The following is a 13,077-nucleotide window of genomic DNA, read 5'->3' on the forward strand; positions in this document are numbered from 1 at the left end:
TACAAAGGTATACGACAGTTATGAGTTATTTAGGTAAGAAGGAAATTTTCTCAATTGCTTTGGGGTCAGTAATTGGTTGGGGCGCTTTTATCTTACCAGGTAATGTCTTCTTACCAAATTATGGGGTATTAAACACATTAGTTGGCTTTAGTATCGCTATTATCATGCTCGTTTTTATTGAAAACAGTTATTCAAAGGTCATGACTGAGGTTCCAGAGTCAGGTGGTGAATACAGCTTTGCGACAACCCTACTTGGTAAAAAGTCTGGTTTTATTACGGGGTGGGGGTTACTACTCGCTTATTTATCTATCATTCCGTTAAATGCCACCGCAGTTCCTATGGTACTTGATGCCGTTTTTCCATTTTATACCCAAGGCCAATATCTTTATTCAGTTTCAGGCTATCCTGTTTATTTGAATGATATTATTGTCTCAATTAGCATTATTGCGTTGTTCACTTTTATCAATATTAAAGGCATAAAGGGTGCATTAAAAACTCAAAACTTACTAGTGTTTGCTTTGGTCGGATCATTATTACTTATTGTCCTAATCTCGATACTTAATATAAAGAGCACTCAAATTGAGAACCTGAATTCTAATTGGGGTGAGCTCAATATGTCCTCAGTGGTGCGGATTATTGCCTTTGCTCCCTGGGCATTTATAGGATTCGATGCTGTGGCTCAACTCTCAGGTGACCATAAGTTATCATCTAAATCAGTGTCCCACATTACCATGCTCGCCATTGTGATAGGCGCTATTATCTATAATGTGTTAAATGTAGTCACTGCGCTTGGTATCTCCAGTGATTCTTTAACTAATTCTGCTTGGGCAACGGGTGAAGCGGTCAAAATCCTCGTCGGCAAAGGTATATTTTACTTTTTGGCCGTGGCCATGTTTGGTGCCGTTGTGTCTGGATTAAATGGATTTTTCATCAGCTCAAGTCGATTGGTTGATACCATGAGTGATGATTATAAGGTAGGTAAACGTGAAGGCGCTTTAAAAACAGGCAATGGCACCATACCACGTTGGGTGATTTATTTTATTGGGGCTTGTGCGATTATTGTGCCTTTCTTTGGACGTACTGCCCTATTGTGGTTTGTTGATTTATCTTCTATTGGTGCATCAGTAGCGTATTTTATGACCTGTTTATGTGCTTATAAAATTGCTAAAAATAATAAAGATAAAGTACTAAGTAGCCTGGGTATGTTCGTCTCATTTGCATTTTTAGTGTTTTTATTAACACCATTTTTTGATTCAAATATCTCTCTGCCTTCTTATTTTAGTTTGGCATTTTGGATCGCTTTAGGCATTGTGGTGTTTTTCTATATTAGAAATAGAAAACAGCTCATTTGATACAAACTCAATTATTATTACGGTCACTTAATTGGTTGTAACGACTGCCTTCAACAGGCTCGATGATTAGACGGACTCCTCGGTCTGATATGTCGCAGACATAAATATTATTATCTACTTTACCGATTGAGCGTTGCTGTGTACCCTGCATAATAAAATTTGAATATGCTTGATCTAATAGGCTTGCGACTTTGGCTTCTGATTCTGCTTTAGTTTGCTCATGATTTAGAACCTGCATTGATGCCGTCATAAGCTGTGACAACTTTTGTCTAGATTGCTCAATGTCATCGTTTAATGGCATGGTATAAGTTAATGAGCTTAATTTTCCTGAATCATTAACAGCTCCACTAAGGCTGATTTGATACGGATAATCTACAACAAAACCATTCCCAGAATTGCCTTCTATTATATCTGTAGAGGTTTTATCCGCCAATTCTGTGTCTGCTAATAGCTCATTGACTTCTTTACCATATTCTGCGGCTAATATACCAAAATTTGGTCTAGTGGTCGCAGTAGTGTTTTGTGACTCTACATGACTTTGAGTATGCCCTACAGGCGCCACATCTTCGGTGTGAGCGCTACCCTCATGCGCCATATTGTCATGCGCCATGTTTTGAGACTTAGTTGCTTCATCATCTGTAGCTTCTTTATCGCATCCTATTAATAGTAGTAAAGTGGCGAGTAATGATGTTGATAGCGTGGCATTGATATAGCGTTTCATATGATATCCTATGGCATGATTAAATAAGCGTTCTATTAACTTATAGTAAGGCAAGATAATCAATCAAAGCGATATAAACAAAGTGATTTAAACAAAATATATCGTCAAAGAAGTCTACAAGGGTTTCAAGTCAACTAGGTGCAAATACTATCTTGTAGCTTTAGCGAGGTTAACACTGTAACCGTTTATTAGTTCGCTGACTATGGTGCGAGTGCGGCGATTCAATCGTTCACGAGCCTTACCATTATGTCATTAATCTAACCACTAAACCGTCTTAATAGAACAGCCTTAAAACCAGTCTTGATGTAAGCAATAATAAGCCCAAAAATCGTTAAGATTAATGGGCTTATGTTTTATATGGGCTAAGGTAGTCTTAAGACTTATATTTTTAAGGCAACCTGTTCTATTAGAGCATATAAATGCAAATCTGCTAAGCATTACAGCTGCTACCAATACGCTTAGACTAGCGAACTGCATTGCCCCAAGTGGGTACGACCATTTTCATGAGTGGTTTTAATAGCTTAACATTACAAGCGAAGATAGACCCTGTTTGCATCGCATTTTGAGCACCATTGTGATCAACAACCACACCACGCGCCTCGTTAACAATAAGCTCACCTGCTGCGATATCCCACGGCTTTAACTTCATTTCAAAGTAACCATCAAAGCGTCCTGCAGCTACATAGGCTAAATCTAAAGCAGCTGAACCTAAACGGCGCACCTGCCCGCCTTCTTCGGCAATTTTTTGTAGTGTCGCAAAATGCTCTTTTGCATAAGACACCACTTTATCGCCTTCTTGACGCTCAAGCGGATGTCCGGTGGTAAACAATCCCCCTTCAATTGTTTTGCGCTGGGTTACTTGCAATCGGCGTTGGTTCAATCGAGCACCTTTGCCACGGCTGGCGGTAAACATCTCATCACGAACAGGATCATAAATAACACCATGCTCGGTAACGCCATTGCGCTGAGCTGCGATAGAGATACAAAAATGGGGCACACCGTGAACGAAATTATGAGTGCCATCTAGTGGGTCAATTACCCAGCACCATTCAGAATCGCTACCCTGCCCCTCTTGCATACCAAACTCTTCACCTAGAAATGAATGGTTAGGATAATTGTACTTTAAGGTTTCAATCGTCAGCTCTTCACTAAAGCGATCTATTTTGGTCACTAAACCTTCTAAGCCTTTTGATTCTGTATCGAATTCAATTTTATGACGGTTATGATGGGCTTTTAAAAGCTCAGCGCCAACTTTCTCAGCAGCACGCGCTGCGATAACGACCATGGGTTCCATAATTTTCCTATTAACATCTTTGGGTTTTTCAGTAAAATATGCGGTGTGAGAGCTATTATATAAGTTATAGAAGAGTTAATAATTCGGTTAAATAGTTGAGTTTTGGTGTCACATTAAACTTAGCTTCTTAAGTATAATGTTTTAAGCTTGAAATCCTAGTCTGAAACTCAAAGGCTCAAATTCATAAGCGTAACGTCATGCGTGGCAAAACCTTTATGGTTAACCTACTTGAAACTGTCTATTTTAATTCGGCATTTATTTGGCACTTCTCAGCATCAAGCTAGCATTGCTGTCAGCGTCGCTATGATACCATCAACATCTAAGCCACATTCAGCCAATTGCTGTTCATGACTACCATGCGGGATAAATTCATCCTCAATACCAATGTTTTTTATCTTAAGCCCTTGTTTGCTATACGCTGAATTATTTAGAATGTATTCGTTGACGGCACTACCAGCACCGCCCAGTACGACATGCTCTTCTAAGGTAGCTAAATAACTATAGCCTTGGTCTATTAAGGTATCAATCATTTGCGTATCCAGCGGCTTAACCCAGCGCATATTGACGACGCTTATTTCTAACACGACAGATTTAATCGACTCACTATTTTTTGCTAAAGATTTAATCAACTTACTATTATTGACAAGTGTTTGGGCAACGATATCGGCAGTATGAGTAATGGGGCCAAATGCGAGTAATGCAACTTTAATATGACGGTTATCCGTATTATCATCTAAAAGTGTATCTGTTAATAGGGGGGTTTTTGACTGAGTATTAACAAATTGGCTATTAGATATGGTACTTGCAGATATGGTACTTGCAGATATGATACTTGCATCCTCTATACTCATATCAGATCGATACGTTTGCTCAAGGACGGCTTTGCCGAAAGGATAGATTTGCGCAGGCTTTATAATTTCAGCACCTGTACCAGTGCCACGAGGATAACGAACAGCTGTGGTACCATTATGCTGATAACATGTGTTCAATAGGTGATAACATTCATTTTCATCTTTAGGCGTTGCGAGGAGCAAGTTTGGAACACAGCGCATATAAGCAAGATCAAAGACACCAGCATGGGTTGCACCATCTTCACCGACCAAGCCTGCCCGATCAATAGCAAACATTACATCTAAATTTTGCAGCGCAACGTCGTGAATAAGTTGGTCATAGCCACGCTGTAAAAAGGTGGAATAGATAGCAACGATGGGTTTCACATCTATAGTTGCCATACCAGCGGCGAGTGTGACAGCATGCTGCTCTGCAATAGCCACATCAAAAAATTGATCAGGAAACTTCTGAGCAAACTCGGTCATGCCAGAGCCTTCTTCCATAGCTGGCGTAATGGCCATAAGCGTATTATCAATACTTGCTTTATCACAGATAAACTCACCAAATACTTGAGAAAATTTCTTTTTATGAGTCTCTGATGCCTTGTCGGTGTCAGCTACGGTAACGAGCTGTTCAGGCAGCTTACCTATGGCATGGTATTTGACCGGATCACCTTCTGCCGGCACAAAGCCTTTACCCTTGGTGGTATAGATATGTACCAGTACTGGACCTGATACTTTTTTGGCAAGGTTAATAACTCGCAAGAGCTCTGGCAGGTCATGACCATCAAATGGGCCAAAGTAGCTAAACCCAATGGCTTTGAACAAATTGTCTGCAACTTTAGGAATATTACGCTGTTCACTATGGCGAGCACGACGCTCGGTAAGCGGAATTTCAGGTCGATAAATAAGCTTTGGTCTACCAGACTCCGTAATGTTTACTTGATAGCCTGACTCCCATAACATCGCTAAATGTCTAGAAAAGCCGCCTATCGAACATGAAATTGACATGTCATTATCATTGAGTACGACTAGTAAATCTGCATTTTGTTGAACAGCGTCATTCATCGCTTCAAAAGCCATTCCGCCTGTCATTGCACCATCACCAATAACACAAGCAACTTTGGCATCAGATTGTAGGTGTCGCAGCGCTAGACTCATGCCCAAACCTGCTGAAATCGATGTTGAAGAATGCCCAACACCAAATGTATCATATTCTGATTCTTGACGTTCTGGAAACGCAGTCAGCCCATCTTTAGCACGGATAGTAGGCAAAAGCTCACGGCGGCCGGTTAATACTTTATGCGCATAAGCTTGATGGCCGACATCCCAAACTATTTTATCTTTAGGCGTCTCATACAAATAATGAAGCGCTATGGTCAGTTCAACAACGCCCAAATTTGCCCCAAAGTGCCCACCGCTTTTACCGGCTGAATACAATAAGTATTCACGCAGCTCATCCGCCAAATGCATAAGCTGCTCTTGGCTCAAGGGCTTGATATCATCTGGTGATTCGATACTGTCTAAAATAGGCGTTAGAGGACGGGTAGCAGGAATATCAGTAAACAAGCGCATACCCGGATGCCCTAATGTAGCAGCGTCGGCTTGAGTACCACGGTCTTGCAATGAGCTTGATGTTTGCGAGGGCGCAGTCTGGTTAGAGTTTGAATGAGATGATTGCTGCATAGACCTTACAAAACCTACAAATCTGAGTATAGCGATGCTTCTAATAAATTTGATCTAAATAGTATATCAATTATGGCCAAACACTTATAAATACATGTTTTCATTATTGGCCTAGCATCATTGTGGATGAATATTTTGGATGAATGTTTATTAATTAAAGTGCATAACGGGCATGACGCGCATTTATTATTGGTTGATCTGCTTTTAAATTTAGAATCACGTTTTAACTATAAAGTTAACGTTAGAAAAACAATACGATCAATTTCTTATTATTATGACACTGTCAATCGCTAGCAAACACTGTATAGAAATAAAGAGTATGGCATAATACCATTTTTTTTCATCAAGCGCTTTATACATCATATTTCATATGTGAAATTTCTATGATTTTGATTTAATTATGTTACTAATGCCCTCATTGAGGTTATATCTATCAATACCCGTTTAAATTTAAAATTATAATAGGGGATGATGGTTTCCTTATATGTGCGATGGTTTCCTTATATGTGCATAACAATCCATACTTTAATATCTATAATCTTCAACCTACATACTCACTAAAATTGCTTTCTAGGCCTGTAATGTCTCAACACTATTCTAAAAATACAAATACATCTCAAAACATACCCGCCTCTCCTTATCAGTTTGTTAGTAAAGCAAAACTGCCTACTGCTCATGGAGAGTTCGATATATATGTGTTTGAAAATGCTCAAAAACAAGAGCATGTTATGTTAACGTGCGGGCTACCACTGGTTAATGAGCCTTCTCAAAGCGCTGAGATTATCGAAGATGAAAAGATACCTCTGGTAAGAGTTCATTCAGAATGTTTAACAGGTGATGCATTTTCTTCACTACGCTGTGATTGCGGACCGCAGCTTAATGCAACCATGAAAGCCATACAAGCGTATGGGTGCGGCGCAATATTGTATCTTAGACAAGAAGGACGAGGTATTGGTTTAACGAATAAAATACGGGCCTACGCGCTGCAAGATCAAGGCCATGATACACTAGATGCAAACCTTGAATTGGGATTGCCAGCTGATGCGCGTACTTATGAGATGTGTAAACCCATGCTAGATTATATGAGGGTTAAAAAACTACGCTTGATGACCAATAATCCAAAAAAGCTAAATTATTTAGAAGATTTGGGTTTTGAGGTGGTAGAGCGCATACCCCTAGTTGTCGGTTTAAATCCTTATAATGCAGATTATTTAGCAACGAAACGTGAACGTATGGGACATTATCTATCGGATGACATCTCATCGCATCAATTTAACCCAGTATCTGATGACTAACGTGTATTCTTTGCTTATTCATAGCAAATACAGTTAACACGTTTAACGTTCAACACACTTTATACGTCCAAAATGGAGTATTGCATGTCACTGCCAACCGAACCACCTAATGCCAACGGTGCACCTATCGCGTCTGACACAGCAGTCAGCTCACCAACCCATGAAGATATTTTAAAAGTGCGTGAATTCTTAGTGGATCTTCAAGCGAAGATCTGTGCGGCGCTTGAACAGCAAGAAGCCGATGGCGGCGGCGAGGCTACTTTTATTGCCGATGACTGGCAACGACCTGAAGGCGGTGGTGGGCGCTCTTGCGTCATGGTAGATGGCGAGGTTATAGAGAAAGCAGGCGTTATGTTTAGTCATATCAATATCAGTAATTTACCTGCTTCTGCAACTGCGCGTCATCCTGATATTGCTGGACGTGCCGCACAAGCAATGGGCGTTTCGCTTGTTGTGCACCCACGCAATCCGCACGTACCAACGAGTCATGCCAATGTTCGATTGTTTGTGGCGGAAAAAGAAGGCGAAGATCCGATTTGGTGGTTTGGTGGCGGCTTTGACTTGACACCATTTTATCCCGTCCTAGAAGACTGTGTACACTGGCATCAGGTTTGTCATGATTTATGTCAACCCTTTGGTGACACTATCTACGCTGATTTTAAGCAGTGGTGTGATGAGTATTTTTATCTACGTCATCGTGATGAGCAGCGCGGCGTGGGCGGGTTATTTTATGATGATGTCAATACAGAAAGTCGAGGATGGGATTTTAAAACGTGTTTCGATTTTATGCAGGCGGTAGGTCAAGGATATCTTGATGGGATCCTACCTATTTTTAATAAACGCAAAAAAACGCCAGTTACTGAGCAACAACGCGAGTTCCAATTGTACCGCCGTGGTCGTTATGTTGAATACAATCTTGTTTATGACCGAGGAACTTTATTTGGGCTGCAAAGCAATGGACGTATCGAGTCTATTTTAGTGAGTTTGCCGCCGTTAACGGGATGGCAGTATCGCTATGAGCCTCAGCCAAATACCCCTGAGCATAAGCTAACTGAATTTTATCTTAAACCTCAAGAATGGTTGTCGTTAAATAAAACTTAATAACTTAAACAAAATTTTATAACAATGTTATGCTAATATTTAGACCTATTCAAAGCTTGTTCACTTATGGCATTATTGCTATTAATATACGGATTAGAATAGTATAGATATTGTAATACCGTTTCCTCAATTAAATTACAGTTATAAGGATATAGCCATGCAATTAAAAAATATATTGCTAGCCACTCTACTTCCTCTTAGCCTAGTCGTTACCGCCTGCGGTACTAGTGTTAGTGAAGATGTTAGTGCTCGTCAAGACGCGATGAAGAACTGGAAAGATGCTATGGAAGTCATGGGAGGTATGGCAGAAAATCCAGATACCTTTGATCTTGCTGTATTTCAAGAAAATGCTCAATATCTGGCTGATAGTGCCGCAACGCCATGGACTCACTTTGGCGATGCAAATGATATGGGCGGCGCTACCGAAGCGGTGTGGAGTAACGCGGCTGACTTTGAAGCTGAAGCTGAAAAGTTCCAAACAGTGACTGCTGAGCTTAATACGGTTGCCCAGAACTCTACTAGCTTACAAGAGATTCTACCTGCCTTAAAGCCTGTGGGTGATAGCTGTAAATCTTGCCATGAAGACTTTAAAGTTCCTGATGATAAATAGAGCGTAAATAATCCAAAGATTATAGTAAAGCCCTGATATCAGGGCTTTTTTAGGTCAGTTCAACTATCTTGCGTTTAACTATCCTGCGTATAACTATCTTGCAGTTAACTATCCTGCGTTTAATTATTCCGAATTTAATGAACCTAGACCATTTATCTGCTTTATATGGCCTTAGTAGATAAGTTAAAGTCAGTGGTTATTTCCTGATTGTGTCTCTTTAGTTTCAATGACTTGTTCCGCGAGCTGTCTTGCTGAACCATCACTAAAATCAAGGGTCCGAATTGGGAAAGGTATATTGATATCAGCCGCATCTAAGGCTTTCTTGATCCCTACAACCACCTCATCAATAGACACTACTTTATTAGCCTGAGTACCATCATCAATAAACCATCTCACCTTTAAATCAATACTAGAGCCACCAAATGCAGTTGCAATTACGGAAGGTTCAGCAAGCTTAGAGACTGTGTCTGACTTGTCCAAAGATTCTAGTATCGCTTGCTGAGCAGTACGAATATCATCATCATACCCTATACCCACCTCCACTTCTAAACGGCGGCGCTTATAAGCTGTATTAACAGTTAATGCACTGGTGTATAGCTGTGAGTTGGGGATAACAACTTGCCTGCCATCATACGTTCTAATCGTAGTTGCGCGTACCTTAATATCTTCAACCGTACCTTCAAAATCACCCGAAATAATTTGATCCCCTATTTTAAACGGCTCAGATAACAAGAGCAAGATACCTGATAATAGGTTTTGAAAAATGTCTTTGAAAGCAAAACCGACGGCGACCGAACCAATACCCAGCGCCCCTACTAATTTTGCAGGCGTGAACCCTGGTATAGCAATTACCATACCTATCATAAGACCAATAAATAGAATTAAGGCGCCACCTACGCGTTGAAATACCTTAACTAGATTACGATGCGTATGGCTCTTGGACAATAGCTTAGTGACTATTGTTTTAAAAATATTGGAGAGAAACCAAAATATTAGCACGACAACAAGTGCAACAATAAAATAAGGAAGGCGTTCTAGAAAGCCATCTATCATCTGGTTGCCTGCTGATGCAATGGTTTGATACTCGTCTATCTTATCGCCAACCTTATCCCCTACACTAACTTCTGCCATCCAATACATCCCTCATTATTAATCCGCTATTAACCATCATACTGGCTGATGTTTTCAGTTTTTCAATTTAACCACATTTATAATCAACATGATGCTGTATGCAGCCCATTACCCCATAAGCTCAGCTTGAACGATTTCTATCCAATATCCATCAACATCTTTGATAAACACCACATTCTTCATTTTACCTTCATGCGGACGTTTTTTGAATTCGACATCGTTTTGATCAAACCACCTAACGGCTGCATCTAAATCTGGAACACTAAAGCATATATGCCCAAAGCCTTGAGGTTCTTCGTTACCATCATGGTAAATACGCCCCTCTTTTGTTTCAGTTCCATAGTTATGAGTCAGCTCTAAAATACCACGTTGGCGGAACGTGTATATCGCCAAATCATCTTCTTTAGGTAAATTTTGACGCTCTTCTGGCGTTAATTTGGCCAAAAAATATAGATCAAATTCCATTTCTGGAAATTTTTTGATGGTTAATAAAGTCATGCCAAGCACGCCTGTATAAAATGCCAAAGAGGCCTTTGGGTCTTTGACACGTAGCATGGTGTGATTGAAAGTGTATCCTTCAGTTTGATTAGCAATGGGCTGAACACCAGCGACTGTTTGTGATGATTGGGGCTGATCGATATTAGTAGTTGACATAGTATCCTCACTTATTTTATTTGTTTTAAATAAAGATCAAATTAACAGCTAGTGGCCGTATAGGGGCTGTACAGGTGTTGTCTATACGACTTAATCCTGTAAGAACTCAACTTGTCCTGTCGTCAGATCATACTCTGCGCCAACGATAAGTAGCTCTCCAGAACGGTGCATGTCTTCTAATAGTCGAGAACCATGCTTAAGCTGACTAACAGACATACGTACATTAGCACTGATAGACCGGTCAATAAGCTCTTGCGCATCAACGTCAGCGCCAGTTGCTGTTGCCAATTCGTGCAAATTATAGACACTAGGACGAATACGATCGACTATAGATTGTAAATTTGGGGTATAGTATTTCTCCGGATCCATCAATGCTTCAACACAAGCAGTCACTGCCCCGCAGTTAGAATGACCTAATACGACGACTAATTTTGTATTGAATTTCTCAACTGCAAACTCGATGGAGCCAATTTGTGACGGTGCCACTACGTTACCAGCCACTCGAATAACAAACAAGTCTCCCAAGCCTTGATCAAACACAATCTCAACAGGCACACGGGCATCAGAGCAGCCTAATATAATCGCAAAAGGATGCTGCTCCTCAACCAGTTCTGGCCGCCCACTCAGTGATTCATCTATATAAGTTAGGCTGTTAACATAACGCTCATTACCTTTACGAAGCCAATTTAAAGCCTCTTTACCATTTTTGGGCCGTTCAGCAGGGGATTTAATTGGCATATATAATCTCTTAATTGTTGAAGTTATGGTAAGAAAGCGTTTTTATAGACATATAAGTAAACAAATAAATAAACAAATAAAAACCCTCACTATAGAGGGTTATATTATAAACATAAATAAAACGTCGATTAAAGCATTTACTTTTAGACATCAAATTCAAGCTTAAATAATTCAAGCTTCAACATTTAATCTACAATGACTCAAGTTTGAATAACTTTAGCGCTTAAACTTAAACCTCTAAATAGTCTAAGATTCCATTAGCCGCTTCGCGCCCTTCCCAGATTGCGGTTACGACCAAGTCAGAACCGCGTACCATATCGCCACCGGCAAAAATTTTGGGATTTTTGGTCTGAAATTTATACAGCTGCTCTTCAGGAGCAACGACTCGGCCAGAATCATCAGTTTTAACCTCTACTGATTCAAACCAATCGGAAGGACTTGGACGGAATCCAAATGCCATAATGACCGCATCGCAATCAATAATTTCTTCTGAATTTGGAATGGGTTCAGGACGTTGTCGTCCACGGTTGTCGGGCTTACCTAATTGAGTAGTCACCACTTTTACGCCGGTAACATCACCATTTAAACCAATAATTTCAGTAGGCTGACGATTAAATAAGAACTCAACGCCTTCTTCTTTTGCGTTTTTGACCTCACGTAATGACCCTGGCATATTGATTTCATCACGGCGGTAGGCACACACTACTCTCTCAGCACCTTGGCGAATAGCTGTACGGTTACAGTCCATGGCGGTATCACCACCACCTAAGACTACAACGCGTTTTTCTTTTAAATCAATATATTCTTCTTCGTCTTGCTCCCAGCCATTACAGCGGTTAACGTTAGCAATCAAATAATCTAGGGCATCATAAACACCATTTAACTCTTCACCCTGATAACCACCTCGCATATAGGTATATGTTCCCATACCCATGAAGATAGCATCATATTCAGCCAACAATTCATCGACTGTAATGTCTGTACCAATCTCAGTATTTAAGCGAAACTCAACACCCATGCCTTCAAATATGGTACGGCGATTACGCATCACCTCTTTTTCCATTTTAAATTCTGGAATACCGAAAGTTAATAAGCCGCCAATTTCAGGGCGTTTATCAAAGACAACAGGCTTGACCCCAGCGCGAACTAATATATCGGCACAGCCTAAACCTGCTGGCCCAGCTCCAATAATCGCCACTTTTTTATCTGTCCATTCAACTCCGCTCATATCAGGACGCCATCCTAATGCAAAAGCGGTATCGTTAATATATTTTTCAACACTACCAATGGTCACAGCGCCAAAGCCATCATTTAATGTACAGGCGCCTTCACACAATCTATCTTGTGGGCATACGCGGCCACATACTTCTGGCAACGTATTGGTACGATGACACAGTTCAGCGGCCTGAAATATTTGACCTTCGGTGGCAAGTTTTAACCAGTTTGGAATATAGTTATGTACTGGACATTTCCATTCGCAATATGGATTACCACATTCTAAGCAGCGGTGCGATTGCTGAGCAGCTTCTTGTGATTCAAATGGTGTATAAATTTCTACAAACTCTGTTGAGCGTGTCACAATATCTTTTTTTTCAGGATCCATACGCGGCACATCTAGAAACTGAAAGTTGTTAATAATACGCTTCATTAGGGTTTTGTCTCCTT

Annotated in this window: 11 protein-coding genes; 4 read left to right on the forward strand and 7 right to left on the reverse strand. The window is 40.4% G+C overall.

Annotation, left to right across the window (positions count from 1 at the left end; genetic code table 11):
- The first annotated feature begins 20 nt into the window (after positions 1-20).
- Entirely contained in the window at positions 21-1,352 is a 1,332-nt protein-coding gene (locus AC2SLP_RS00760; RefSeq protein ID WP_486534714.1) for an APC family permease, read from the forward strand.
- A gap of 7 nt (positions 1,353-1,359) precedes the next feature.
- Here AC2SLP_RS00760 and AC2SLP_RS00765 read toward each other — a convergent pair whose 3' ends face one another.
- The 3 genes from AC2SLP_RS00765 to dxs form a co-directional block, all read right to left on the reverse strand.
- On the reverse strand, positions 1,360-2,073 hold the full coding sequence (locus AC2SLP_RS00765) for a hypothetical protein (RefSeq protein ID WP_486534715.1): 714 nt from the start codon (positions 2,071-2,073) through the stop codon (positions 1,360-1,362).
- A gap of 463 nt (positions 2,074-2,536) precedes the next feature.
- Positions 2,537-3,367, reverse strand: a complete 831-nt coding sequence (locus AC2SLP_RS00770) for an inositol monophosphatase family protein (RefSeq protein ID WP_486534716.1) — start codon at positions 3,365-3,367, stop codon at positions 2,537-2,539.
- Between the two features lie 275 nt (positions 3,368-3,642).
- Positions 3,643-5,883, reverse strand: a complete 2,241-nt coding sequence (dxs, locus tag AC2SLP_RS00775; RefSeq protein ID WP_486534717.1) for a 1-deoxy-D-xylulose-5-phosphate synthase — start codon at positions 5,881-5,883, stop codon at positions 3,643-3,645.
- Positions 5,884-6,464: 581 nt separating this feature from the next.
- Between dxs and ribA the strand changes: the two genes are divergently transcribed.
- The 3 genes from ribA to AC2SLP_RS00790 all read left to right on the forward strand — a co-directional run bounded on the left by ribA (position 6,465) and on the right by AC2SLP_RS00790 (position 8,889).
- Positions 6,465-7,178 carry a GTP cyclohydrolase II gene (ribA, locus tag AC2SLP_RS00780; protein WP_486534718.1) on the forward strand — a complete coding sequence of 238 codons (714 nt, stop codon included), beginning with the start codon at positions 6,465-6,467 and terminating at the stop codon, positions 7,176-7,178.
- A gap of 84 nt (positions 7,179-7,262) precedes the next feature.
- Complete coding sequence (gene hemF, locus AC2SLP_RS00785; RefSeq protein ID WP_486534719.1) at positions 7,263-8,279, forward strand: oxygen-dependent coproporphyrinogen oxidase; 1,017 nt, start codon at positions 7,263-7,265, stop codon at positions 8,277-8,279.
- Positions 8,280-8,436: 157 nt separating this feature from the next.
- Positions 8,437-8,889 (forward strand): c-type cytochrome, encoded by a 453-nt coding sequence (locus tag AC2SLP_RS00790; protein ID WP_486534720.1) that lies wholly within the window; start codon positions 8,437-8,439, stop codon positions 8,887-8,889.
- A gap of 189 nt (positions 8,890-9,078) precedes the next feature.
- Here the strand turns inward: AC2SLP_RS00790 and AC2SLP_RS00795 are convergent, their stop codons facing one another.
- From AC2SLP_RS00795 to AC2SLP_RS00810, 4 genes are all read right to left on the reverse strand, one after another.
- Complete coding sequence (locus tag AC2SLP_RS00795) at positions 9,079-10,020, reverse strand: mechanosensitive ion channel family protein (protein ID WP_486534721.1); 942 nt, start codon at positions 10,018-10,020, stop codon at positions 9,079-9,081.
- Positions 10,021-10,128: 108 nt separating this feature from the next.
- Positions 10,129-10,674, reverse strand: coding sequence for a lactoylglutathione lyase (gene gloA / locus AC2SLP_RS00800; RefSeq protein WP_486534722.1), 546 nt, complete (start codon positions 10,672-10,674; stop codon positions 10,129-10,131).
- Positions 10,675-10,764: 90 nt separating this feature from the next.
- Entirely contained in the window at positions 10,765-11,412 is a 648-nt protein-coding gene (locus AC2SLP_RS00805) for a carbonic anhydrase (protein ID WP_486534723.1), read from the reverse strand.
- Positions 11,413-11,641: 229 nt separating this feature from the next.
- Positions 11,642-13,060: an FAD-dependent oxidoreductase gene (locus AC2SLP_RS00810; RefSeq protein ID WP_486534724.1), complete on the reverse strand. Its 1,419-nt coding sequence runs from the start codon at positions 13,058-13,060 to the stop codon at positions 11,642-11,644.
- Between the last annotated feature and the right edge of the window lie 17 nt (positions 13,061-13,077).

The sequence above is a fragment of the Psychrobacter sp. CX21 genome, assembly GCF_057396255.1.

What these genes read in the sequence shown, in the direction of transcription:
- AC2SLP_RS00760 (WP_486534714.1), top strand. Translation starts at nt 21, where the DNA reads ATGAGTTATTTAGGTAAGAAGGAAATTTTCTCAATTGCTTTGGGGTCA.
- AC2SLP_RS00765 (WP_486534715.1), bottom strand. Translation starts at nt 2,073, where the DNA reads ATGAAACGCTATATCAATGCCACGCTATCAACATCATTACTCGCCACT.
- AC2SLP_RS00770 (WP_486534716.1), bottom strand. Translation starts at nt 3,367, where the DNA reads ATGGAACCCATGGTCGTTATCGCAGCGCGTGCTGCTGAGAAAGTTGGC.
- dxs (WP_486534717.1), bottom strand. Translation starts at nt 5,883, where the DNA reads ATGCAGCAATCATCTCATTCAAACTCTAACCAGACTGCGCCCTCGCAA.
- ribA (WP_486534718.1), top strand. Translation starts at nt 6,465, where the DNA reads ATGTCTCAACACTATTCTAAAAATACAAATACATCTCAAAACATACCC.
- hemF (WP_486534719.1), top strand. Translation starts at nt 7,263, where the DNA reads ATGTCACTGCCAACCGAACCACCTAATGCCAACGGTGCACCTATCGCG.
- AC2SLP_RS00790 (WP_486534720.1), top strand. Translation starts at nt 8,437, where the DNA reads ATGCAATTAAAAAATATATTGCTAGCCACTCTACTTCCTCTTAGCCTA.
- AC2SLP_RS00795 (WP_486534721.1), bottom strand. Translation starts at nt 10,020, where the DNA reads ATGGCAGAAGTTAGTGTAGGGGATAAGGTTGGCGATAAGATAGACGAG.
- gloA (WP_486534722.1), bottom strand. Translation starts at nt 10,674, where the DNA reads ATGTCAACTACTAATATCGATCAGCCCCAATCATCACAAACAGTCGCT.
- AC2SLP_RS00805 (WP_486534723.1), bottom strand. Translation starts at nt 11,412, where the DNA reads ATGCCAATTAAATCCCCTGCTGAACGGCCCAAAAATGGTAAAGAGGCT.
- AC2SLP_RS00810 (WP_486534724.1), bottom strand. Translation starts at nt 13,060, where the DNA reads ATGAAGCGTATTATTAACAACTTTCAGTTTCTAGATGTGCCGCGTATG.